The organism is Pseudomonas sp. PDM16, from assembly GCF_014851865.1.
In the GTDB taxonomy this organism is placed as follows: domain Bacteria; phylum Pseudomonadota; class Gammaproteobacteria; order Pseudomonadales; family Pseudomonadaceae; genus Aquipseudomonas.
The window spans coordinates 203,411-226,143 of the sequence record NZ_JACVAM010000002.1 but is presented as its reverse complement, the minus strand read 5'-3'; the positions used below and the strand labels follow the sequence as shown (position 1 = coordinate 226,143).

The window sequence follows — 22,733 nt, the reverse complement described above, 5'->3', positions numbered from 1 at the left end:
TACAAACCAAGAAGTCACCATGTTGCAGCGAAACATCCTCCACAACGGCGCGGCCCTGCTCGGCACCCTCATGCTGGCTGGCTGCGCCAATCACTTGCCACAGCGCAGCGAACATGAGGAGCGCTTCGAGCGCAGGTTGCTTGATCACAGCCTGCAGATCGATGCCGGCGAACCGAGGTTGCTCGAGCTGCCGCAGCGGCGAGTGCGCATTCACGAGCAGAAGGCCTTCGAAGTCACGGAGTTTGAGGTCACTCGCCGCTATGATCGCTACACCCCGTATCAACCCTGGCGCGAGTTGTACGAAGTACCGCTGGGGGCGGTTGCAGTAGTCGCGGGTGTCGGCGCCAACGTACTCAACGTGGTGATGTTCGGCCGACTGCCGGACAGCATGACCAAGGACTGGATCAGCTACGGCGTCGCCGGCCTCAATCCAGCGATGAACGTCGAGTCCAATGGTCGTGCCGAGCAGAATCTGGCAAAGATCGAGGAGGTCCAGAAAGATCGGCGAACCGAGTACTCGAGCCTACCCTGGGCCGAGCGCCCCGTGCTGATCAAGGCTGGCAAGGAAACCCACGAGCTGACAACGGATCGCCAGGGAGTGCTGCGCCTCAATCTGCTTGACAGCCCCTTCGCCGACCACGATATCAGCACCGTCGGAACGCTGGCGCTCAGCGTCGAAGATCCCCAGGACAACACCCGCGCCGATGCCTCGCTCCTGGTGAGCAGAGACCTGCGAGGAAAACTGCGCGAAGCCCACGCGCTGATCTATGACGACCTCGAGGATGATGAAGTCAGCCAGTGGGTACATCGGGTCAAACGCCTGTCTGACTTGGGGCTGGAGGAGGAAGCCAGCGAGCTGGAGCAGAGCTTGATCGAGCTGACACGCAATGATCCTGAGCTACAGCAGGAATTTCTCAAAGCGCTGATGAAGGACGCTGGTCGGCTGGCGGCCGATCCGGGAGAGGACTGAGCCTGGGCTCCGGCAAACGGGAGCCTGCTCATCTCTAGCGTCTGATCACGAAACCAGTGATCCCTTGCAGTGATTGCTGCTCCAGTTCGAGGGCATCCACGCGCGCCCCGGCAGGCCCTTTGTCCAACCATGATTGCAGCTCACGCACAGCCGGCTCGTCCCCTTCGAACAGTACCTCGACCCGGCCATCGACCAGGTTTCGCACCCAGCCATTCAGATCTAGGCGCTCCGCCTCCCGCTGCGTTTGCTGGCGAAAGCCTACCCCCTGCACCTTGCCGCTGACCAGGCCGTGCATACACAGCTGCATCTGCATCACTCCTTACCCTGCCAATAAGCCAGCCGCTCGTGCAGGCCAGCCGCCGTCTGCTCGCCGACCAGACGCTCCCGCAGTCGCCCCTTGTTGTCGACCAGATAAGTCACAGGCAGGACATCGTTGCGGGGAAGCTCGAGGCGAGGAGCAGGGTCCTGGGCCAGCAGGGTGAAGCGGATATCGAATGTCTTGGCGGCGGCCGCCAGAGTTTCTCCCTGAAGGGCGTCGAAATTGACGCCCAACACCTGCACCCCCTTGCCCCGCAGCTCTTCATCCAGCCTGTTCAGTTCGGGAATTTCCGTCCTGCAGGGCTTGCACCACTCTGCCCAGTAATTGATCACCAACCACTGGCCTTCTAGCTGCTCAGCCGTTACCTTTCGTCCATGCTGATCGACTCCCCAGTCCTCGGCGCAGCCGGCCAGGAAAAGTCCGGCTACTAGACCTATCACCATCTGGAGTGGCCTTCCCATGCATTCGCTCCTCGTGCACTCGGGGTTGATATGACGCTGGACGCTCTGCGCCTGGAAGTGCCGGACATCGTCGAAGAGGAAGCCACCCGGCTCGGTGAGCTCAACGCCGAACTCACCGATGCACGCCGAAAGCCTCGTGAGGACGGCCTGCAACAGGCGTTGAGGCTATTGCATCGCCTCAACCGCAGTGCCATGACCTTACTTGAAAGACAGCGGGCCCTGCAAAGCTTCTGCGAAGAGTATCGCCACTATTGCAACGCGCTGGCCGATGGCTCCCAGCCCTCTCAGGCGTTTGTCAGCCTGTGCAACGAACTGGCAGCCGGTTTCAAACGGCTACTGCTGCAGATACTCCAGGGCCGCCAGCCCTCGCGCCCGCATCTCGCCTGGTGCCTGTATATGGCCCAGCACTTTCTCGCCCAGAGTCTGCTGCGCCATTATCAGCTTTATCAGGAACCGCCCGCCTCGCTCTGGAGCGATAGCCACCTGCTCTACTGGATAGGCGAGCATCAGGGTTGCCTGGACGAACATGTAGCCGCCCCATTCCAACCTACTCCGGCAGGGACGCTGCGCGGCCTCTATCAACAGATGCTGATGCTGGCACTGAGCAATCCCTTCCATCTGGCAGAGGGTGAGTGCGCAGTCCTGTTCGGGGCGCTGACGCCGCTCGCATCGCTCGCCCGGCTACTACCCTGGGACGAAGACGAAGAAGGCGAAGGTCCTCTGATCGACCTGAGCCAGGCTCAGCCATGCCTCCCGTACGATGCGGAGATCGCGGGCTCCACTGAACACCTGCGCAGGTTAGAGCTCGGAGCCCTGCTGGTGGCCCTGTATGAGCCAGCACCATTACAGAGTGCAGGCGAGCGTGAACTGCTGGATCAGGTCCGACAGCACTGGCTTGGTCGCCAGCAAAGACGTCATCCTCGTGCCGACTTCAGTGCCGATTGCAGCCTGGTGATCGGCCTACCGGCCATCCATGCGCAGTTGCTGGAGAAGCGCCCCACCAGCTCCGCCGCGCAGATGCTGGATGCCAGCGCCGGAGGGGCCAGACTCGTCTGCCATGCTGAGCTGGCCACGCATCTACCAGTCGGCCAACTGGTCCTAGTTCTACCTCGCAGCGGATCCGCCACCCTGGCCCTGGTACGTTGGCGCCACCTCAATCAGGATGGACTGCACCTGGGCCTGCGCTACCTGAAGGGCCTGCCTCGCGCCGTATGGCTGAGACGAGCCCCCAGCGCACAAACTCATCCGGGGGTGTTGCAAAGCACACCGGAGCCGGGAGCGGGCTGGCATCATGGTCTTTGGCTGCCCTGCGGACAGTTCGTCGAAGGCGAGAACGTCTGGCTGCAGCTCGCCAACGCCAACAACCAAGCGATATTGTTACTGCCGGCACCCAATCTCGGCACCCCAACAGTCACGCGCTACCCGCTGCGGCTGGCTTGAACATTCAGCCAGGTTCTGCGACAGAAGTCTCAAGAGCCAAAGCCCCAGTGCACAGTTTCGTCACCAGCCGTTTTTTATAATTGGCTAATTCCTATACCAATGAGTTCTGCCGGAGCCTTCCATGTCCCAAGCCAACGACAAGCTAATCGGCCCAGTTCCCGCGAGCATCGTCAATAGCGCGCGCCTGAACGTAACGCCTTACGAGGGGCGGGTCGGTGAGTTCAACGTGGCTGTCTGGCTGCACCTGCCAGGCCTGGCCAATCTGCCGGTTTCGCTGATCGTGCGCTATCGCGACGGCAACCAGGCACGCGAAGTGGCGGTAGACCATGGCAAGGTCAACGGCCATAACAAGGTGATGCTCTCCGGCATTGCCCGCCTGCCAATGAAACACAAGATCGAAGACATGCAAGTACGTTTGCGTTCGGCCGTTCCCGCCCAGACCCTGGTCGTGGAGGAGCTCTTCGTACAAGCCGTCGAGATACTGGATGCCGCGTCTCGCCAGGCAATGGCCTGACGCTTGAGACCTGAATCAACCCCGCTACGGCGGGGTTTGCTTTTTTTGGGGCCTCAGAACACCCCGAAGCGCACGACACTACTCGGCTTCGCAGGCTCAGCCTCCTCGGCCGCCTGCCGGGCCAGCGCTGCCAGCGACTCGGGCCAGCGAGAAAAACGCAGACCGGTGATGCGATTGAGCCGTTCCAACGCCTCCTCGGAATCCCGAGGCTGCAACGGCACCACCTTGTTCTTGCTACTGCTCATTCACCGCGTCCCCGAATCCCGCACTCGCTAGCAGTCTGCCAGCATTCAGCTAGGCATTAGCCAGAAGCGTGCCAGGCCCAGCAGGCCGCTTTCGCAGGAGGCCGAGGAGCCTTCATTCGGCGCACATGGGCTGTACCTCGCCCGAAACTGACCTTTTTCGTCACTTTTCCTGAGAATCGCTTTCGGCGCGTAACCATCTCGCAAGACTGCCGCCGAACAGGGCCGCCTGGTCTTCGTGAAATCGTCCCATGGCCTCACGCAGCTGGGGGTACCAGGCTTCCTCCAGGGTCTCCGGCAACTGGTTCGGACGCGGCAAGGGCCAGGGACTGTGAGCGAGCAGGCGATGCAGGCTGTAGTGCTCGAGATCACGACACAGCACCCAGCCCCCGCCGCTGGCGCGACAAATCAGACGCTCACGCTCCAGGAAGTCGAGCACCTCCTCCCATTCGTCCTGAGGCAACCACCATCCAGCCCGCTGTACATCGAGGTGGCGAACCGATTGTCCGCGCTGCTGCCGATCATGGAAAACCCTCAGTACGCCGATGACCGCCAGCAGGCGAGGCAGTGCCTGGCGCCGCCACTGACGTGACGATGAGAGGTTGCATACCAGCTCCGCACCGAGCAGCACGATCAGCCAGGACAGATACACCCAGAGCAGGAACAGAGGCACGGTAGCGAACGCACCGTAGATCAGCTGGTAGCCCGGAAAGAAGCTCACGAAGAGACCGAACAACTTCTTGGCCACCTCGATCAGTACTGCCGCGAAGAGCCCGCCGATCAGGGCATGGCGTAACGGCACGCGTGCATTGGGCACCGCCGAGTAGATCAGAGTGAAGGCCGCGGCGCTGAACAGCAGAGGAGCAAAGCGCAGGAGAGTACGCGCGCCGATCAGAGCATCCGGCCCTGTGAGTAACGACAGCGATGTGATGTACGTGGTCACGGCGAATCCGGCCCCCAACAGCAGCGGCCCCAGGCTTAGGATCGCCCAGTACAGCAGGAAACTGGAGACACCCCGACGTGGCTGGCGCACACGCCAGATGGCATTCAAGGTTTTCTCGATGGTCACCAGCATGAAGAATGCGGTCACCGCGAGCAGCGCCACACCAGCCCAGGTAAGGTGTCGCGCCTGAGTGGTGAACTCTCGCAGGTACTGCTGCACAGTCTCGCCAGATGACGGCACGAAGTTGTGGAAGATGAAACTCTGGATCTGCTCGCCGGTATCCTGGAACGCCGGCACGGCAGAAAGCATGGCGAAGGTAACGGTCATCACCGGCACCACGGCGAACAGCGTGGTGTAGGTCAGCGCAGCGGCGTTATTGATGGCACGGTCGGCGAGGAAACGCTGCAACAGGAATCGCCAGAACTCCATCAGATCATCCAGCCGCTGTTGCATGCCCACTCCTTAGAACCGTTTCGTGCTCGACGCGGCTAGAATAGCGCCCTCATCCGACAATGGGCACCCGCATGACCGACCTGACCCTCTACCACAACCCGCGCTGTTCCAAGTCCCGCGGCGCCCTGGAGCTCCTCGAGGCGCACGGGCAGTCGCCCAACGTGGTGCGCTACCTGGAGACGCCACCCAGCGCCGCCGAGCTGCACGCACTACTGGCCAAGCTGGGCATAGGCGCACGCGAGCTGCTGCGTAGCGGCGAGGACGAGTACAAAGACCTAGGCCTGGCCGACTCCAGCCTCAGCGATGAGCAACTGATTGCCGCCATGGCCGCACATCCCAAGCTGATCGAGCGCCCCATCCTGGTCGCGGGCGAACGGGCCATCATCGGTCGCCCTCCGGAGAAGGTACTGGAGCTGCTGGCATGAGTTCGCCCTACATCCTGGTGCTGTACTACAGCCGCCACGGAGCCACTGCCGAAATGGCCCGGCAGATCGCCCGTGGTATCGAACTAGGAGGCCTGGAGGCTCGTCTGCGCACCGTTCCGGCCATCTCCAGCGAATGCGAGGCCGTAGCCCCGAACATTCCCGATGACGGCGCCCCGTACGCCAGCATCGACGACATCCGGCACTGCGCCGGTCTCGCCCTGGGCAGCCCGACACGCTTCGGCAACATGGCTGCGCCGATGAAGTACTTCATCGACGGCACCAGCAGCCTGTGGCTGACTGGCGAGTTGGTCGGCAAGCCGGCAGGCGTCTTCACCTCCACGTCCAGCCTGCACGGCGGTCAGGAAAGCACGCTGCTGTCGATGATGTTGCCGTTGCTGCACCACGGCATGCTGGTCTGCGGCCTGCCTTACAGCGAGGGTGCGCTGCTTGAGACCCGCGGTGGCGGCACACCCTATGGCCCTAGCCACCATGCCGGAGCCGATGGCAAACGTAGCCTGGATGAGCATGAAATCGCACTGTGCCGAGCCCTCGGCCAGCGCCTGGCGCAGACCGCCATGAAACTGGAGAACCTCCGTGGCTAAAACGCCCAAGCCCTTACCGGCCGTAGAGTGGCTGAACCCGCGTCTGAAACTCAGCCGCGCCCTCAGCCTTGTCAGCTTCTTCGCCTTGCTCGTTCTGCTCCTGATTTGGAACGTGGCCTTCGCCGACCTGCACGGTGCCCGTACATGGGTTGTGCTGAGCATTCAGCTGCTGCCGCTGCTGCTGCTCGCCCCAGGCCTGCTGCTGGGCAACGCCCGCGCTCACGCCTGGGCCTGTTTCGTAGTGAATATCTACTTCATCCAGGGCGTGGTCGCCTGCATCGACCCGGCCCGAGCCCTGTTCGGCGCCCTGGAAACGGTGATCAGCGTAAGTCTGTTCTGCAGCGCCCTGCTCTACACCCGCTGGCGCTTCCAGTGCGACCGCAAGATGGCAGGAGAGTGACCTGAGATACCCTGGGCCTTACCAGCCCAGGGTTTCCTTGAGAAAGGGAATAGTCAGCTTGCGCTGAGCCTGCAGCGAGGCCTGGTCGAGCCTCTCCAGCAACTCGAACAGGGCACTCATGCTGCGCTCGCCGCGGGTGAGAATGAAGCGTCCCACTTCTTCGGTGAGGTGCAGGCCTCGGCGCGACGCACGCAACTGCAGGGCACGCAGCTTGTCCTCGTCAGACAGCGAATGCAGCTGAAACACCAGCGCCAAGGTCAGACGTGACTGCAGGTCCGGTAGTGCTATCGGTAGCTCGCGCGGCGACGCCGTCGCTGCCAGCAGTAGAGGTTTACCGGCATCACGCAGGCGATTGAACAGGTGAAACAACGCCTCTTCCCAGTCAGCACGGCCCGCCACCGCATCGAGATCATCCAGACAGACCAGCTCAGACTGCTCCAGACCATCCAGCAACTCGGGACCGTACTCGGCCACCTCGCCCAGCGGCAGGTAGACCGCCTGCTCACCCCGCAGCTCGAAGCGCAGACAGGCGGCCTGCAACAGATGGCTACGCCCTACGCCTTCGCCCCCCCAGAGATAGATAAGGCTCTCTGCCCAACCGGCATCGGCCTCGCACAGGCGCTCGACATAGCCAAGCGCGGCGGCATTGGCGCCGGGATAATAGTTGGCGAAGGTGGCATCGTCACGCAGACGTACGCCGAGAGGCAGCTGGACAGGTTTCATACGCTGGACAGCGGCTTTTCCAAGCCGCCCAAGGACTCTGTGATGATCGCCAAGTTTATCGCCTTGTCGGCTCCAAGTCATTGATGGATAAGCCTGTTCGGATGAACACGAAACACATCGCCTGAACGGAGCTGGCAGACACCAGGACAGGGGCGTTGCGCCCCCCACGTGATCTGACGTCACAAGGCGCATGGCGGATGAGAACCGGCAGTCAGCGACCATCAGACGCATGAGGCCGATATGGACTCCCCAGGCCGAACAGCCGATCATCGCCCACCAACGGATTACCTTTTTGTTTCGGAGCCAGGAGCATCACGACCATGGACGGTCACAACCAACAGAAGCTATTCGCCTTTCCCCGCGAGGTAGCACGCGCAGCTATCTCAGTAACCAGCCGTCGCACCTGGCGACATGCACACCCGGGCATTCATCTGGGTCGCCCCCTGGCGTTGTGCCTGCTATTTATTCTCCCCTTCACGGCTCACCCGCAAGAATTTGGATCAATGGAGGCTCAGTACCTGCTCTACTCAGGTGCCATCGGCGATCCGATGCCGGTCGAGCAAAACAATGCCAAGCTCGCGCTGGCGATAACGGGCGAAGCGGCCGAGGAAATCTTCCAGCAGATCGGCCCCGACCTGAAAGATGAGTGCGATGCAGGGAATGAAAGCCGTTTTCGTGCCAACGGTAATGGCTCGGTCACCTGCCAGTACCACCTGCAGGACGGCTATCTCTGCTACCTAGGAATCGACCTGGTGAAGGGCATGCCGGTCAGCGCAAGCGTCTGCTAGGCTCGCCCACTGCCGAGCAAGCCGGTCAATTCGGGCGGTACGACGCATACCTCGGAAGTCTGGCGATCCAGAGCAGCAGTCGGCGCCGCGGTGATCGTCGGCGGATCAGCAAAGAGGCTACCGGCAAGAACGACGATGCGCGCGGCCCCATTCGGGAAGACCGCGCGCATCCGGGAGAAGCTACAGACGGCGAGGCCGTTAGCCTCGCTGCCCAACCGACCTCAGTGCTTGGTCGCAACCAGGTCCTTCGGCAGTTTGAAGGTCCAGAGCATGCCGCCCTGGTTGAAGTCCTTGATCCGCTTGGCGACCTCGCCACCCCACAGCGGCACGGCACCACCCCAGCCGGAAAGCACGGAGACGTACTGCTCACCATCCATCTCCCAGGTGATCGGCGAGCCGATCACGCCGGAGCCGGTCTGGAACTCGTAGAGCTTCTTACCGGACTTGGCATCGAAGGCCATCAGATAGCCTTCCGGGTTGCCGGTGAACACCAGGTTGCCCTTGGTGGCCAGCACCCCGCCCCAGAGAGGCGCGTAGTTCTTGTAACGCCAGACCTCCTTGCCGCTCTTCGGATCGATCGCGCGCAGCACACCGATGTATTCCTCGTTGAGCGGATGGATGGTGAAGCCAGAGCCTAGGTAGGCTGCGCCTTTCTTGTAGGTCACACCCTCGTTCCACATGTCCATGCCCCACTCGTTGGAAGGCACGTAGAACAGACCGGTGTCCTGACTGTACGCCATCGGCATCCAGTTCTTACCGCCAAGGAAGGACGGCGCGACGAACACGGTGTTGCCCTTCTTGGCGTCACCGCTCGGAGCACCCGGACGGTTGGCCGGGTCGTAAATCGGTCGGCCATCCTTGTCCAGGCCCTTGGCCCAGGTGATCTTGTCGACGAAGGGGAAACCGCGGATGAACTTGCCGTTGGTGCGGTCGAGCACATAGAAGAAGCCGTTACGGTCCGCGGTGGCTGCCGCCTTCACGGCCTTGCCGCCGTCCTGGTAGTCGAACGACACCAACTCGTTGACGCCGTCATAGTCCCAGCCGTCGTGCGGGGTGGTCTGGAAGTGCCACTTGATCGAGCCGTCCGCCGGGTTCAGCGCCAGACGCGAGGCGGAGAACAGGTTGTCGCCCGGACGCAGGTTGGAGTTCCATGGCGATGGGTTGCCGGTACCGATCAGGATGGAATCGGTGCTCGGGTCGTAGTAGCCACCCAGCCACGGAGCCGCACCTCCGGTCTTCCACAGGTCACCCGGCCAGGTCTTGCCCGGTGCGCCGCCGGAGATGCCGTTCTCGACAGCCTTGCCGTCCTTGTAGACATAGCCCATGTGGCCTTCCACGGTCGGACGACTCCACAGCAACTCGCCGTTCTTCGGATCGTAGGCCTCGACCTTGCCGACCACACCGAACTCGCCACCGGCTACACCGGTGATCAGCTTGCCTTTGACGATCATCGGTGCGGCAGAGATCGAATAGCCTGCCTTGTAGTCGGCCACGGTCTTCTTCCACACCACCTTGCCGGTGTCCTTGTTCAGGGCGACCAGCTTGGCATCGAGAGTGGCGAAGTACACCAGGTCGTCATACAGCGCTACGCCGCGGTTGATCACGTCGCAGCACGGCATGATGCCGTCGGGCAGGCGTGCGTCGTACTGCCAGAGCTTCTTGCCGGTGCGCGCATCGACCGCGAAAACCCGCGAGTAGGAGCCGGTGACATACATCACACCATCCTTCACCAGCGGCTGGGCCTGCTGGCCACGTTGCTTCTCGCCACCGAAGGAGAATGCCCAGACCGGGCGGAGCTGAGTGACGTTCTCGCTGTTCAGGGTGTTCAGGCTGCTGTAGCGCTGACCCAGAGTACCGAGGCCGTTGGTGACCACCTGGTCCGGGGTCTTGGCGTCGTTGATGATCTCTTCGTCCGTGACCGCCGCCCTAGCGGCCAGGCTGGACAGGGCCAGAGCGGCTGACAGCGCCGTCAGAGCGAGGGGCTTGCGAAGACCTGTGTGCATCATTGCGGCTACCTCTGCGGGTTCATTGTTATGCAACCGGGAAATAGTCCCGGTCTGCCGCAAATTCTTGGACCGACGCCGCCCTGCGCCTATCCAACGCTGTGCCGATTTCCCTAGTTCCTTGGTAGCAATACCCCCAGCCGCAGGCGATTCGGCACCAAGGGCTATCGCAGTGCGCCCTGCATGCTCCGGGCAAGACATGCCAAAGGCCGTCGATCCAACGAGCCCCAAGAGACCGATCCGAGCTATGCGCGTGCCGGCAACAGGAATGGGTTGTTCCACTGAGCTTGAAGTGACCGCTGCAGCAGTTCGGCAGGAACACCGCCTCGCCGCGCCGAGCATGTTCGCGAAAAGGTCGCCAGACCTCTCTTGCAGACTCGCCAAGCGCTATTTCCACAGCACATCGACGTCCTCGATGCGCTGAGTGTCGCCCTTCACTCGCGGCGATCGATCCGCCTCAGCACCTGCGTCTCGTAACGCGGATACAGGTGGCTGACACTGCGGATCAGCTCGTAGCGGCTCAGGCTGACGGCGGCGAAACGCTCGGGAATGGGTGCGCGTATCACCTCGTTCATGTCCTCACCGCGACCAGCAGCGCCACGCAGCAGGCCATCAAGCCAGCCCAGGTAGTCGTGCATCTGCGCGAAAGGTGCGGCATCGCTGGCCAGCGGCCCGTGCCCAGGCACGATGAGCCGCCACGGCAGCTTCTGCAGCGTCTCCAGATCGGCCTGCCAGATTTCCAGTCCCGGGCTGTTCGGCGTGGTCAAGGCACGCTGGTAGAACACCAGATCGCCGGCAAACAGCACGCCAGTACTCTCGTCGAGGATCGCCAGATCGGCACCTGTATGGCCGCTCAGGGCCAAGAGGCGCAGACGATGCCCGCCGATGTCCTGCACACCAGGCTCGACGGTCTCGTCGGGCAGCACCACCTCGGTGCCGCGCATCCAGTCCCCAACCAGGCGGTACATATTCTCGGCCATGGCGTTGCCCTGCTGGCTCAGCAGCTCGCGGGTGCCAGCCAGGGCCGCGATGGGCACGCCGGCGAAGGCCTGGTTGCCCAGCACATGGTCCGGGTGGTGATGAGTCAGCAAAACCTTGTACAGCGGCTTGTCGGTGACCCCGGCGATAGCCTGACGCATGGCCTCGCCGTAGCGCTTCGAGGGGCCGCTGTCGATCACCAGTACACCCTCGGCGGTGACGATGAAGGCCGTGTTGACGATGTTGCCGCCATTGCTTTCGGCGAAGTTGTCGGTACTGCCTTCCAGCAGCCAGGTGTCCGCCGCGATCTGCCGGGGTTGCAGCCGATAGTCGAATTGCGCCTGGGCGGAGCCGGCAGCCAACAGGGCGAACAGCAGCAACAGGCCGCGCATGCTCAGCACTCCGGCGCGCGCCAATCGAGCCGCACGTCGCTGATCTGCACCTGCGGCTCGGCGTCGGTGAAGTTGGGCAGGTCGCCCATGATCCGCTCGCCATGCTCGGCGAAACACCGCTGAAAGCTGTCCAGGCTGACGAAGAACAGATGCCCGACCACCACGAACGGCGCTGGGCTACCGGGCGCACCGCCGGCCAAGCCCTGATCCACGGCCACGCCTAGGCAGGCCTCACCCAGGCACTCGCGCACAAGGGCCATGTGCGTGCCGCAGTAGTAACCCAGATCGAAACGCACGCCGGGGCGGTTGGGATACAGAACGCTGACCTTGATCATCGGGAGTACTCCAGAGAACGGAAGAGGGAAGCTTCAGAGCTCGGCAGCGAACTCGTTGCCATTGTTGTCGCGCAAGCGCAGCTCGGTCTCGCCGCCACCGCGCAGCTCGAAGCCCAGAGTCGGGTTCTCGCTCACCGCGGGAAACAGCTCGAGCAGCGCCAGGCGCTTGCCGCCCTGGTCGAACAGCTCGGCGCGCTCCAGGTAGAACTCCGGGATGCCGCCCACCAGGCCGTTGTCCATCGGGTGGGCCACCGAAAGACGCAGGCGCTCCAGGTCGCCCTGCGGGTAACGCCCACCGAGCACCTGGCCCAGGCGCTCCTCCCAGCCTTCCTGAGCGCGCACCACGCTAGGCGCTGTACAGCCGCCGCCGGCGGCATCGACACGGGTTGAGCCGACATGCCAGACACCATCCTCGGTCTGCACAGCGGCGCGGATCGCCGTGGCCTGCTCGACACGGATGCGCACCGCGATAAACGGCAGCAGGCGCTCGGACTCGCTGTGCAGGGTGAATATATGCGGGATCGGATTCAGCTCGGCCCAGGCCAGCATGCGCTGCACCGGCCGGCCAAGGTCGCGGGCGTCGATCTCGATCGGCACCTGGCGCGAGTCTTCGGCGAACGGTGGCGCCAGCACCCTGACCCGCTCATCGAACTGCACCGGCGCGACGCCGAGCAGGCGCTGGCGATGGAACTCCCACATAGGCGAATTCAGCGGATCGATCTCCCCCGCTTGCACCGTGCAGGCAAGCAGCAGAGACAGCAGACACCACATGCGGGACATACGACCTCCTGGCCTACTCGACATCCTGATAGAGACCGGGCAACTCGTACTGCAGGCCCTGCCCGCCATACAGACTGGTCATCTCGCCCGAGCGAATCATCCCGTCGAGCGTCTCCTCGAGGGCATAGGCCAGCTGGCGATTGCTTTCGTGTACCGCCATGCCGATGTCCCACTCCTGCTGGCCCATCTCCGGATAGGCGTTGGTCGCCAGCCGCAGCCGCTCGTCGCCAGCCTGATGCAGAAGCCCGTCGATCTCGCCACGCATGGCCATCACCGCGTCCACCTCACCGCCACGCATCGCCGCAAAAGCCTGTGAGGCGCTCGGGTAATGGTGGGTGTTACGGCTCATGCGACCGCCGAACACCGAGGTCATGTAGAAGGACGGCACGCTGTCCACCTCGACGCCGATCGGGTGATAGGAGAACACCGCGATGCTTGGCACCTCCTTCAGACGTCGGCTGTCGTAGGCCACCTGCCAGCGCTCGCGCTGATAGGGGGCGAACATCACCACCTGCTCGTTGACCAGCTCACCCAGCTCGTTGCGCTTGGCCGAGTAGTCGCGGTCATACGGCACCCGCAGCATCACGTCGGCGAGCAGGTTCGGGCGCATGTAGTGGCCCTTCCAGATGTAGTTGCGCAGGTCGTCGTCGAGCTTCTCACCGGGTACCACCCAGATCAGTTCCAGCTTCAGCCCCATGCCGGCTGCCAGGCGCTCGGCCAACCGCACGTCGATGCCGTGTGGCTGGCCGTCACGAAGCTCGCTGTAGGGCGGGAAGTTGTCGTAGACCGCCACCTTGAGCACGCCCGATGCGACGATGTCGTCGTACGGCCGCACCTTGGCCTGGGCCTGCCCGACCAGCAGCGCGAGGCACAGCAGACAGCCCAGCAGCAGGCGCATGGCTTACTCCTCGGTGTGCACGCTGTCCAGGTAGGAGCGGATCGCCCACAGCGCTTCCTGGCTGAGGAAGTCGGCCATCTTCGGCATGTAGACGGCACCGTCGCGAACCGCACCGTTGATCACACGCTCCTTGAACCATTCGTCACCCTCGGCACCCACTTCGAGGTAGCGCAAGTCGGGGGCGATACCACCGGAAATGGCCTCCAGGCCATGGCAGCGAGCGCAGTTCTGGTTGTAGGCGGAAGTACCGATCTCGACCGCCAGCTTGTTATTGGCGTAGGGCGCGCGGTAGGGGTTCTCGTCGCGCCATTCCTTGCCCAGCGGCTCCAGACCGTCGACGTTGACCGCCTGCGGGGTCACGTCACCGTGGGCCAGAACCAGGCCGGAGAAACCAAGGCCAGCGCAGATCAGCAGAGCGCGGGAAATATTCTTCTTGTTCATTGCTGTCCATCCTCATCAAATGCAGTGCAAGGCAAACGCTTGCGGGAGCCTGCCCACGGATCGATGAGTGACCATCGCCGTGTACAGCCTCCGTGCGTCTTGTCCGCATCTTAGGAATGGCCCGACAGCGCCTGAATGCTGCTTTGGTGGCCAGGTACTAGTCCCTTGGTAGTAGCCTGGCTGAATGCCTCGCCAGACCCTTTCGCAGCAAGCCCAAGTCATGTCCCGTTCGGGCATTTTTCCCGACACTCGCGGGAGCTTTTCCGTATTCCGCCTCCCCGCCTGATCCCACTATCGATGCACCGGGCCGCCGGCTCGCCGACCGACCCCGTGTCCATCAACCAATGGGAACCGCAAACATGACAAGAACAACACTCCCCAGCACTGCCACCCCGCTGGCGCGCACCGTGCAGAGCCTGATTCTCGGCTTCGCTCTGGTGTCGTCCGGCAGCGTCTTCGCCAAATCGGTGACCTGGGACGACATCGCCAACGACCATACCACCACCGGTGACGTGCTGCAGTATGGCCTGGGCACCAACGCCCAGCGCTGGAGCCCCCTGGCCCAGGTCAACGACAACAACGTATTCAAGCTGACCCCGGCCTGGTCCTTCTCCTTCGGCGACGAAAAACAGCGCGGCCAGGAATCCCAGGCCATCGTCAGGGACGGTGTGATCTATGTGACCGGCTCCTACTCCCGCGTGTTCGCCCTCGACGCCAAGACCGGCAAACGCCTGTGGACCTACAACCACCGCCTGCCGGACGACATCCGCCCATGCTGCGACGTGGTCAACCGCGGCGCCGCCATCTACGGCGACAAGATTTTCTTCGGCACCCTCGACGCCTCCGTCGTGGCGCTGAACAAGGACACCGGCAAGGTTGTGTGGAAGAAGAAGTTCGGCGACCACGGTGCCGGCTACACCATGACCGGCGCGCCGACCATCGTGAAGGACGGCAAAAGCGGCAAGGTGCTGCTGATCCATGGCAGCTCCGGTGACGAGTTCGGCGTGGTCGGCAAGCTGTTCGCCCGCGACCCGGATACCGGTGAAGAAGTCTGGATGCGCCCCTTTGTCGAAGGCCATATGGGTCGTCTGAACGGCAAGGACAGCACCCCGACCGGCGACGTCAAGGCGCCGAGCTGGCCAGATGATCCCAACCACCCGACCGGCAAGAAGGAGGCCTGGAGCCAGGGCGGCGGTGCCCCGTGGCAGAGCGCCAGCTTCGATGCCGAGACCAACACCATCATCGTCGGCGCGGGCAATCCGGCGCCGTGGAACGGCTGGGCGCGCACCTCCGACGGTGGCAACCCGCACGACTATGACAGCCTGTATACCTCCGGCCAGGTCGGCGTCGACCCGAGCACCGGCGAGGTGAAGTGGTTCTACCAGCACACGCCGAACGATGCCTGGGACTTCTCCGGCAACAACGAACTGGTGCTGTTCGACTACAAGGACAAGGACGGCAAGACCGTCAAGGCCACAGCCCACGCCGACCGCAACGGCTTCTTCTATGTGGTCGACCGCAAGAACGGCAAGCTGCAGAACGCCTTCCCCTTCGTCGACAAGATCACCTGGGCCAGCCACATCGACCTGAAGACCGGTCGCCCGGTGGAAAACGAGGGCCAGCGTCCGCCGAAGCCGGAGCCAGGCCAGGCACGCGGCAAGTCGGTGGAAGTCTCACCGCCGTTCCTCGGCGGCAAGAACTGGAACCCGATGGCCTACAGCCAGGACACCGGCCTGTTCTACGTGCCGGCCAACCACTGGAAAGAGGACTACTGGGCCGAGGAGCCGCACTACAAGAAGGGTTCCGCGTACCTGGGCATGGGCTTCCGTATCAAGCGCCTGTATGACGATCACGTCGGCATCCTGCGCGCGATGAACCCGACCACCGGAAAAGTGGTATGGGAGCACAAGGAGCGCCTGCCACTGTGGGCCGGCGTGCTGGCGACTAAGGGCAACCTGGTGTTCACCGGCACCGGCGACGGCTACTTCAAGGCCTTCGACGCGAAGAACGGCAAGGAGCTGTGGAAGTTCCAGGTCGGTACCGGCATCGTCTCCCCGCCCATCACTTGGGAACAGGATGGCGAGCAATATATCGGCGTGACCACCGGTTACGGCGGCGCCGTACCGCTGTGGGGCGGCGACATGGCCGAGCTGACCAAGCCGGTTGCCCAGGGTGGTTCGTTCTGGGTGTTCAAGCTGCCGAACTGGGACAACAAGACCGCCAGCCGCTGAGCCGACTGACTGCAGCCCACGGTCGCCGAGTGCACCGTGGGCTGCGGCCATCTTCCCGACCGGTGCGCACCGCCAAGCGGTGCCGCACCACCACAGGAGCACACCATGAAGTACCTGCACCTGATTCTTCCGGCCGCCCTACTGCTGGCCGGCAGCTACGCCCTTGCCGATGACGAGCCTCTGGTGATCGACGGCTGCCGCATCGAACCCGGCAGCCACTGTCCAGGCGCCAATCTAAAGGGTGCCAACCTGCGCAACCAGGACATGCGTCGCATGGACCTGTCCGGTGCCGACCTATCCGGCGCGGACCTGCGCCACACCACGCTGGACCTAGCCAACCTGGAAAAGGCCAACCTCAAACAAGCCAACCTGACCCGCGCGAGCCTGCAGCAGAGCAACCTGCGCCTGGCCGATTTCAGTCAGGCCAAGCTGGTCGCCGTGCAGGGCTGGGGCCTGTTCGCCCAGGCTGCGCAGTTCCAGGGTGCCGACCTGTCCGCCGCGAACCTGGAGTTCGCTCGCCTGTCCGGCGCCAAGATGCACGACGCCAGACTGGTCGCCGCCGATCTGGAGATGACCTGGCTGAGCAAGGCCGACCTCAAGGGTGCCAACCTCAGCGATGCCAACCTGCAGGAAGTGAAGCTGAGTGGGTCGAACCTCGAAAACGCCGACCTCACCGGCACCCGCACACGTTTCGGTAACTTCCAGGACGCCTACATGGAGGGCTGCACCAACTGCCCGAAAGGGTGGTGATACTCCGACAGGCTCTGTACGAAACCTGCCCGGCACCTCAGCGCCGTTTTCGTACAGAGCCTGGCGCGATGCCAAGAGATGGCAAACCCGGCACGCGTCCTTCCTCACATCACGGCCTGGCTGGAGACGCTAGACTGGCGCGCTCTGAAACCGTCTAGGAAGGACCGCATGAGCGATACCGTATTGATCGCTGCCCAGCCAGGTCGCGCGCTGCTGCGCGCACTCCCCTATGTGCTGCTGTTTATACCCTTTGTGCTGCTGGTGCTGTGGCTGCAGTTCGGCTCTGGCGAAGTCTGTGCGCCGGAGCTACTGGGCATACCGCAGGCCTACTGGGCGCTACTGGCCGCGACCCGTGGCATGCCTGGCCTGATACTGATCATTGCGCTGGCCCATATTCCCTCGGCACTGAAGATCCTGCGTGACGGCTACTTCCCACCGCTCGACTCGGCGCGCCTGCGCCCCACCATTGCTCGGCGAGGCCCGATGGCCCGTATACGCGGATACCTCCTTCTCATCGCACCCTGCCTGGCCATCGGTCTGGTATTGCTGGGTCACCAGGCCCACAAGGAAATCATGGAGGGCCGTAGTGTCGACGACCTGCAACGGACCCTCGAAGCCAAATGCCAACATCCCTGACTGGTCATCGCATATGCCGTTTCCCGAAGAGCAACGCCAGGCCCTGCTACAGCTAAAGGGGGTCGGTCCCACGGTAATACAACGCCTCGAACAGCTCGGTTTCGGCTCGCTGCAGCAACTGAGCGAGGCGACAGCCCTGGACATCGTCGAGCAGGCTGCGGGGCTGCTCGGATCAAGCTGCTGGAAGAACAGTCCGCAAGCCAGGGCAGCCATCCAGGCGGCCATCGACCTCGCTCGCAACCAGCAAGCAGGATAGGCCGCTCGTCCAGAACCAAGCGCAACGCTGAACTTCCCGGCTCGAAGGGGTCGGAATCCCCACCGTTGCGCTTGCCAAGGACGCTCCCATGCTAGATCTCTCCACCTGGAACCTGACGATTCCGGCGACCGAATCCACCACGCTGATCACCACCGAGCGCCTCAACCGTGGCTACAGCAGCCAGTACTTTCGCCCGCAGCGCGACAGCAGCGTGCGCTTCTGGGTGCCGGTGAGCGGATCGCGCACTCTCAACTCCAGCTATCCCCGCAGCGAACTGCGCGAGACCTGGCCGAACGGCCAATTGCGCAATTGGTACCACCACGACGCGGACAACATCCTGAGCGCCGTACTCTCGGTCAACCAGGTGCCGAGCAAGAACAAGCTGGTGATCGGCCAGATCCATGCGGTCAATCGACCTGGCGATGTCGGTACGCCACTGATCAAGCTGCAGTACCACTTCCGGCCGGAACGCAACAGCGGGCGCATAGAGGCACTGGTACGCAAGCACCCGGACGACAGCCATGTGCAGAACATCGCGCTGGTCTCCGACGTGACCCTCGACGAGCGTTTTGCCTATCGACTGCGCCTGACTGCCAGCGGCCGCCTGGGCATCACCGTTTACAGCGACGACGATGACGGCTCCTACTATCGCCAGATCGCCTCTGGCTGGAGCCGAGAGCAGCTCTACTTCAAGGCCGGCGCCTATGTGCAGGACAACGCTGGCGGCAAAGCGGAAGGCGGGCGCGCCACCTTCTACCACCTCAACACCCTGCACCGCACACCCTGAACAACACTATTCAGGCCGACTGGCGCTCGCCGACACGCAGTACACCGGTGTCGATGGCCAGGTGCACCAGCTCGGCCAGCGAGTCGACACCCAGCTTGTTCTTCAGCAGGGTCATGTGGTTCGACACGGTCTTGCCGCTGATGCACAGACGCTCGGCGATCTGCCTCGTGGGCAGGCCACGGGCGAGCATGATGAATATCTCCATCTCGCGCGGCGTCATGCCGGCAAGGCGCGGGTCGCCTTCTGGCTCCGGAGTCTTCTGGCAGGCGAGCTGGGTGGCCAGCAACTGCTCGATGTAGGGGTAGCCGGAAAGCACCCGGCGTACAGCCTCGACCAGCACATCCGGCGCACAGCGCTTGCTCAGGTAACCGGCCGCGCCTGCATCCAGCGCCTGGCGCACCAGCGGTAGCTCCTCGTGCATGCTGAAGAACAGCACCGGCAGCTGCGGCAGCCGCTGGCGCAAGCGCCGACAGGTTTCCAGGCCGCTGATGCCCGGCAAGCCGATATCCAGCACCACCAGGTTGGGAATCTGCACCTGCACCTGGGCCAGTGCCTCCTCGCCACTGGCCGCTTCGCTGATCTGCACATCCGGCAGCAGCGCGCCAAGCAGGCTGGCATAGCCCTGGCGCACCACCGCGTGATCGTCCACCAGCAGGATCTTCATGTCCGTTCCTCCAAGGGAATGTTCAGATATAGCGTCCAGCCACGTCCCGGGCGGCCCCGGTAATGCAGCTCTCCACCCAGGCAACGGGCACGCTCGCACATGGATCGCAGGCCGATGCCCCGGCGAGCGGCCGGGCGACCATGACCGTTGTCGCGCAACAACAGCCGCAACTGGCCGCCACGCTGTTGCAGGCGCATGCGCACCCGGTTCGCACCAGAATGGCGAGCAACGTTGGTCAGGGCCTCCTGCAGCAAGCGGTAGAGATGCAGCTTGGCCTCCTGACTCGGCTCCGGCACCTCGCCGATCAGGTGCACTTGGCAATCGATGCCCTGGGCGCCCTGCCACTGCTCGGCGAGCTGGCACACCGCCTGCCGCAGCGGCAGGTGTTCGAGCATTACCGGATAGAGGTCGCGAACCAGAGCATGGAAGCCTTCCTGCAGTTGTACGCAATGCGCTTCCAGCCTCTGCGCGGCGTCGCGCACACCCTGCGGATTCTCTGCGAGCAGGCCGAACAGGCACGCCTGGGCGCGAATGCCGGCCAGGTACTGGCCCAGGTCGTCGTGCAGGGTCTGCGCCAGGCGGTTGCGTTCGTGCTCCTGCAGGCGCAGCAGGGCCTGGTTGAGGCGCTGGTTCTCCGCCTCGGCATGCTGCAGGGCGCTGGCCATCCGGTTGAAGTGACCGGCCAGGCGCTGTGCCTCCGGCAGGCGATGGCTGGTCAGCCTGGTGTCCAGCTGTCCCTGGGAAATCTGCTGGAGGCCGGTAAGCAGCTCCTCCAGCACGCCGAGTGCGTGGCGCACCGCCCAGCGGATCGCCAGCAGACATAGCAGCAGCGATAGACCGAGCAGGCCGAGCAATTGACGCAGCGAATCCCAGACCTCGTCGATCTCGTCACCGGGGTCGACCGCCAGGCGCAAGCGCCTGCCGTCGTCGAGGGCGATAAGCCGGGCCGGCGCCACCTCAGGGTAGAGCCAGCGCCCCAGCCAATCATCGGGCCCGGCCTCCGGCGGCACCGCCTGCCCGGCCGCCAGCCACTCCGCACGCACATGGCGCAGGCTCTGCCCCAGGTGTGGCGGCAGGCTGTCCGGAGAGCGGCGTACGCTGTCGGCCAGATAGTCGACCACTCCCTGAGCGGCGGCCAGCTCACGATGAACATCGTCGCCGGCCTGGCGCAACAGGATGGCCATGCAGATCAGCGTGACGACGGCGAAGAACAGGCTGACCAGCAGGTTGATACGACCGAGCGCGCTCATCACTCGACCACGAAGTGACCCTGCATGCCCTTGCCTTCCAGGCCCTTGGCATAGAACGGGAAACGTCCCGGCTTGATCGGTACGAAGAACAGCTCGGCCTCGCCGGCATCCTCGAATTCCAGCTCGTTCAGGGTCACCGCCTTGATCTCCACTCCGCCGGCCTCGACCTTGCGCAGGAAGATCGACGTGGCGAACTGCGGAGCCTGGAAGGCGTATTCCTTCTGACCGTTGGAGATCACCTTGAGCTGGTAGGCCTTGCCGGTCTCCAGACGGTACTCGTGCTGCGACATGAAGTAGTCGCTGTCGTCCGAGCCCATGACCAGGTCGGGCAGCGCCTGAGTCTTGCGAGTCAGGTCACCGGCGGCCATGACCTTGTCCAGGCCAGCCAGGCTGACCAGCAGCAGAACCAGAAACAGCAGGTGTTTGGTGACATGCATGGCGGAGTCCTCGAATTATTGTTGTGGACTCCATGCTAGGGACTGCGGCGCCCCGAGGTTCTCCTACCTTGGTACTGGCTCAGCACTACTTTCTGCATATTTCGCGCGGTCCGGGCTGTTCCTATGCTGGCGACAAGAATTAGAGGAGCCGCCCATGCGCCAGCTCGCCATGCATGCCCTGATCTATCTGCTGGCCATTGCCAGTGCCGCCTTCGTTGCCTGCCAGGCCTACGCGGCGGGCGGCGAGTTGCAGGTCCGCATCGCCTACCTGGCCTGGCAGCCCGACTCCGGGCCGGTGCTCTCCAATGTCATCCCCGAGCCGCTCGACGCAGGCCTGCGCGGGGCCGAACTGGCCATCGAAGACAGCAACAGTACCGGCCGCTTCCTCAAGCAACGCTACCACCTGGACACGGTGCAGGCGGAGAACCCCGAGCACTTGCTGGAGCGTGCCGCTGCATTGCATGCCGAGGGCGTGCGCCTGTTCGTGGTCAACGCCCCGGCCGCGCAGCTCACAGCGCTAGCCAAGTCCATGCCCGACAGCCTGCTGCTGAATGCCGGCAGCCCGGACGACGACCTGCGCCGCAGTGTGTGCCAGGCCAACCTGCTGCACAGCCTGCCCAGCCGCGCCATGCTCACCGACGCGCTGATGCAGTTCCTCGCCACTCGACAATGGCAGCGCCTGCTGCTGATCGTCGGCCAGACTCCGGATGACCAGCGCTACGCCGATGCCCTGCGGCGCTCGGCCAAGCGCTTCGGTCTGCGTATCGTCGCCGAGAAGCCGTGGAGCTTCGACAACGACCAGCGTCGCAGCGCCCAGGCCGACATGCCGCTCTTCACCCAGACCACGGAGTACGACGTCGTGCTGGTCGCCGACGAGCGCGGTGACTTCGGCGAGTACGTACCCTACCAGACCTGGTACCCACGGCCAGTGGCCGGCACTCAGGGACTGACGCCCACCGGCTGGCACAAGAGCGTGGAAACCTACGGAGCGGCGCAGCTGCAGAAGCGCTTCGAGGAGCACGCCGGGCGCTGGATGAACGACCGCGACTTCGCCGCCTGGATCGCCGTGCGCAGCATTGCCACCGCCGTCACCCGCAGCCGCGATGCGGCACCGCTGGCGATACGCAGCCTGTTGCTCGACGAGCAACTGCCGATCGACGGTTTCAAGGGCCGCAAGCTCAGCTACCGCTCATGGGACGGCCAGCTGCGCCAGCCGATTCCCGTGGTACAGCCACGCGCCCTGGTCACGACCTCACCGCAGGACGGCTTCCTGCATCCCGACAGCGAGCTCGACACCCTCGGCGATGATCGTGCCGAGAGCAGCTGCGACCTGGCCGGAGCCGCCTCATGAAACTGCTGCTGGCGGCCGGGCTGCTGCCAGCGCTGGCCGGCGGGGGCCTGGTACTCGGCGTACCGGAGCCAGAGGGAGCACAGCGCAGCGCATATCTGGTGAGCAGCCAGCGCCTGCCATGCCTCTACGCACGGCTGGCAGCACAGAGTGGCGGAAGCGCCCCGCGCAGCCGCCTTGAAGACTGCGCCGAGCGCTGGCAAGACCACCAGGCCGCCGCACTGTTGGCCAGCATCCCCGTCGCCGAAGAACCAGCGCGCTGAGCGC

The 22,733-nt window shown here is 63.8% G+C and carries 28 protein-coding genes; 14 read left to right on the top strand and 14 right to left on the bottom strand.

What is annotated here, in order from left to right; translation table 11 throughout:
- The first annotated feature begins 19 nt into the window (after positions 1 to 19).
- A complete protein-coding gene (locus IB234_RS07525; protein ID WP_192316088.1) occupies positions 20 to 970 on the top strand; it encodes a hypothetical protein in 951 nt (316 codons plus the stop codon).
- A gap of 34 nt (positions 971 to 1,004) precedes the next feature.
- Here IB234_RS07525 and IB234_RS07520 read toward each other — a convergent pair whose 3' ends face one another.
- Positions 1,005 to 1,277 (bottom strand): acylphosphatase, encoded by a 273-nt coding sequence (locus tag IB234_RS07520; RefSeq protein WP_225580448.1) that lies wholly within the window; start codon positions 1,275 to 1,277, stop codon positions 1,005 to 1,007.
- A 5-nt stretch (positions 1,278 to 1,282) separates the two neighbouring features.
- Positions 1,283 to 1,750 carry a TlpA disulfide reductase family protein gene (locus IB234_RS07515; RefSeq protein WP_192316085.1) on the bottom strand — a complete coding sequence of 156 codons (468 nt, stop codon included), beginning with the start codon at positions 1,748 to 1,750 and terminating at the stop codon, positions 1,283 to 1,285.
- A gap of 30 nt (positions 1,751 to 1,780) precedes the next feature.
- On the opposite strand from IB234_RS07515, the gene IB234_RS07510 reads away from it, so the two are divergent.
- A complete protein-coding gene (locus IB234_RS07510) occupies positions 1,781 to 3,190 on the top strand; it encodes a PilZ domain-containing protein (protein WP_192316083.1) in 1,410 nt (469 codons plus the stop codon).
- A 121-nt stretch (positions 3,191 to 3,311) separates the two neighbouring features.
- Positions 3,312 to 3,704 (top strand): hypothetical protein, encoded by a 393-nt coding sequence (locus IB234_RS07505; RefSeq protein ID WP_192316081.1) that lies wholly within the window; start codon positions 3,312 to 3,314, stop codon positions 3,702 to 3,704.
- Between the two features lie 53 nt (positions 3,705 to 3,757).
- Here IB234_RS07505 and IB234_RS07500 read toward each other — a convergent pair whose 3' ends face one another.
- Positions 3,758 to 3,949 carry a hypothetical protein gene (locus IB234_RS07500; RefSeq protein ID WP_192316079.1) on the bottom strand — a complete coding sequence of 64 codons (192 nt, stop codon included), beginning with the start codon at positions 3,947 to 3,949 and terminating at the stop codon, positions 3,758 to 3,760.
- A gap of 160 nt (positions 3,950 to 4,109) precedes the next feature.
- On the bottom strand, positions 4,110 to 5,342 hold the full coding sequence (locus tag IB234_RS07495; RefSeq protein WP_192316077.1) for a virulence factor BrkB family protein: 1,233 nt from the start codon (positions 5,340 to 5,342) through the stop codon (positions 4,110 to 4,112).
- A gap of 71 nt (positions 5,343 to 5,413) precedes the next feature.
- Here IB234_RS07495 and arsC point away from each other — a divergent pair, with 71 nt between their 5' ends.
- The 3 genes from arsC to IB234_RS07480 are packed head-to-tail and all read left to right on the top strand — an operon-like array spanning position 5,414 to position 6,769.
- Positions 5,414 to 5,767: an arsenate reductase (glutaredoxin) gene (arsC, locus tag IB234_RS07490; RefSeq protein ID WP_192316074.1), complete on the top strand. Its 354-nt coding sequence runs from the start codon at positions 5,414 to 5,416 to the stop codon at positions 5,765 to 5,767.
- Complete coding sequence (gene wrbA / locus IB234_RS07485; protein WP_192316071.1) at positions 5,764 to 6,369, top strand: NAD(P)H:quinone oxidoreductase; 606 nt, start codon at positions 5,764 to 5,766, stop codon at positions 6,367 to 6,369. The genes arsC and wrbA overlap by 4 nt, the downstream gene beginning before the upstream one ends.
- Positions 6,362 to 6,769 (top strand): DUF2069 domain-containing protein, encoded by a 408-nt coding sequence (locus IB234_RS07480; protein ID WP_192316069.1) that lies wholly within the window; start codon positions 6,362 to 6,364, stop codon positions 6,767 to 6,769. The genes wrbA and IB234_RS07480 overlap by 8 nt, the downstream gene beginning before the upstream one ends.
- Positions 6,770 to 6,787: 18 nt before the next feature.
- Here IB234_RS07480 and hda read toward each other — a convergent pair whose 3' ends face one another.
- Positions 6,788 to 7,492: a DnaA regulatory inactivator Hda gene (hda, locus tag IB234_RS07475; protein ID WP_192316067.1), complete on the bottom strand. Its 705-nt coding sequence runs from the start codon at positions 7,490 to 7,492 to the stop codon at positions 6,788 to 6,790.
- Between the two features lie 320 nt (positions 7,493 to 7,812).
- On the opposite strand from hda, the gene IB234_RS07470 reads away from it, so the two are divergent.
- Positions 7,813 to 8,280 carry a hypothetical protein gene (locus IB234_RS07470; protein WP_192316065.1) on the top strand — a complete coding sequence of 156 codons (468 nt, stop codon included), beginning with the start codon at positions 7,813 to 7,815 and terminating at the stop codon, positions 8,278 to 8,280.
- A gap of 221 nt (positions 8,281 to 8,501) precedes the next feature.
- Here the strand turns inward: IB234_RS07470 and IB234_RS07465 are convergent, their stop codons facing one another.
- From IB234_RS07465 to pedF, 6 genes are all read right to left on the bottom strand, one after another.
- Complete coding sequence (locus IB234_RS07465) at positions 8,502 to 10,286, bottom strand: PQQ-dependent methanol/ethanol family dehydrogenase (RefSeq protein ID WP_192316062.1); 1,785 nt, start codon at positions 10,284 to 10,286, stop codon at positions 8,502 to 8,504.
- Positions 10,287 to 10,717: 431 nt separating this feature from the next.
- The gene (locus IB234_RS07460; protein ID WP_192316060.1) at positions 10,718 to 11,653 is read right to left on the bottom strand and encodes a quinoprotein relay system zinc metallohydrolase 1; all 936 of its coding nucleotides are present in this window, start codon (positions 11,651 to 11,653) and stop codon (positions 10,718 to 10,720) included.
- Between the two features lie 2 nt (positions 11,654 to 11,655).
- The gene (locus tag IB234_RS07455; RefSeq protein WP_192316057.1) at positions 11,656 to 11,988 is read right to left on the bottom strand and encodes an EthD family reductase; all 333 of its coding nucleotides are present in this window, start codon (positions 11,986 to 11,988) and stop codon (positions 11,656 to 11,658) included.
- Positions 11,989 to 12,021: 33 nt separating this feature from the next.
- Positions 12,022 to 12,768, bottom strand: a complete 747-nt coding sequence (locus IB234_RS07450) for a quinoprotein dehydrogenase-associated SoxYZ-like carrier (protein WP_192316055.1) — start codon at positions 12,766 to 12,768, stop codon at positions 12,022 to 12,024.
- Between the two features lie 13 nt (positions 12,769 to 12,781).
- Entirely contained in the window at positions 12,782 to 13,666 is an 885-nt protein-coding gene (locus IB234_RS07445; RefSeq protein ID WP_192316053.1) for a substrate-binding periplasmic protein, read from the bottom strand.
- A 3-nt stretch (positions 13,667 to 13,669) separates the two neighbouring features.
- Positions 13,670 to 14,107, bottom strand: coding sequence for a cytochrome c-550 PedF (gene pedF / locus IB234_RS07440; RefSeq protein WP_192316051.1), 438 nt, complete (start codon positions 14,105 to 14,107; stop codon positions 13,670 to 13,672).
- A 359-nt stretch (positions 14,108 to 14,466) separates the two neighbouring features.
- Between pedF and exaA the strand changes: the two genes are divergently transcribed.
- From exaA to IB234_RS07415, 5 genes are all read left to right on the top strand, one after another.
- Positions 14,467 to 16,338 (top strand): quinoprotein ethanol dehydrogenase, encoded by a 1,872-nt coding sequence (gene exaA / locus IB234_RS07435; RefSeq protein WP_192316048.1) that lies wholly within the window; start codon positions 14,467 to 14,469, stop codon positions 16,336 to 16,338.
- A gap of 105 nt (positions 16,339 to 16,443) precedes the next feature.
- Positions 16,444 to 17,088 (top strand): pentapeptide repeat-containing protein, encoded by a 645-nt coding sequence (locus IB234_RS07430; RefSeq protein WP_192316046.1) that lies wholly within the window; start codon positions 16,444 to 16,446, stop codon positions 17,086 to 17,088.
- A gap of 168 nt (positions 17,089 to 17,256) precedes the next feature.
- Complete coding sequence (locus IB234_RS07425; RefSeq protein ID WP_192316044.1) at positions 17,257 to 17,724, top strand: hypothetical protein; 468 nt, start codon at positions 17,257 to 17,259, stop codon at positions 17,722 to 17,724.
- Between the two features lie 13 nt (positions 17,725 to 17,737).
- Positions 17,738 to 17,980 carry a helix-hairpin-helix domain-containing protein gene (locus IB234_RS07420; protein ID WP_192316042.1) on the top strand — a complete coding sequence of 81 codons (243 nt, stop codon included), beginning with the start codon at positions 17,738 to 17,740 and terminating at the stop codon, positions 17,978 to 17,980.
- A gap of 88 nt (positions 17,981 to 18,068) precedes the next feature.
- Positions 18,069 to 18,767, top strand: a complete 699-nt coding sequence (locus IB234_RS07415; RefSeq protein WP_192316040.1) for a polysaccharide lyase family 7 protein — start codon at positions 18,069 to 18,071, stop codon at positions 18,765 to 18,767.
- Positions 18,768 to 18,777: 10 nt separating this feature from the next.
- Here the strand turns inward: IB234_RS07415 and IB234_RS07410 are convergent, their stop codons facing one another.
- The 3 genes from IB234_RS07410 to IB234_RS07400 are packed head-to-tail and all read right to left on the bottom strand — an operon-like array spanning position 18,778 to position 21,118.
- The gene (locus tag IB234_RS07410) at positions 18,778 to 19,431 is read right to left on the bottom strand and encodes a response regulator transcription factor (protein ID WP_192316038.1); all 654 of its coding nucleotides are present in this window, start codon (positions 19,429 to 19,431) and stop codon (positions 18,778 to 18,780) included.
- On the bottom strand, positions 19,428 to 20,681 hold the full coding sequence (locus IB234_RS07405) for a histidine kinase (RefSeq protein WP_192316036.1): 1,254 nt from the start codon (positions 20,679 to 20,681) through the stop codon (positions 19,428 to 19,430). The genes IB234_RS07410 and IB234_RS07405 overlap by 4 nt, the downstream gene beginning before the upstream one ends.
- Entirely contained in the window at positions 20,681 to 21,118 is a 438-nt protein-coding gene (locus tag IB234_RS07400; protein WP_192316033.1) for a copper-binding protein, read from the bottom strand. The genes IB234_RS07405 and IB234_RS07400 overlap by 1 nt, the downstream gene beginning before the upstream one ends.
- A 154-nt stretch (positions 21,119 to 21,272) precedes the next feature.
- On the opposite strand from IB234_RS07400, the gene IB234_RS07395 reads away from it, so the two are divergent.
- Both IB234_RS07395 and IB234_RS07390 read left to right on the top strand, forming a co-directional pair.
- Positions 21,273 to 22,469, top strand: coding sequence for an ABC transporter substrate-binding protein (locus IB234_RS07395; protein ID WP_192316031.1), 1,197 nt, complete (start codon positions 21,273 to 21,275; stop codon positions 22,467 to 22,469).
- Positions 22,466 to 22,729 carry a hypothetical protein gene (locus tag IB234_RS07390; protein WP_192316029.1) on the top strand — a complete coding sequence of 88 codons (264 nt, stop codon included), beginning with the start codon at positions 22,466 to 22,468 and terminating at the stop codon, positions 22,727 to 22,729. The genes IB234_RS07395 and IB234_RS07390 overlap by 4 nt, the downstream gene beginning before the upstream one ends.
- Positions 22,730 to 22,733: the final 4 nt, after the last annotated feature.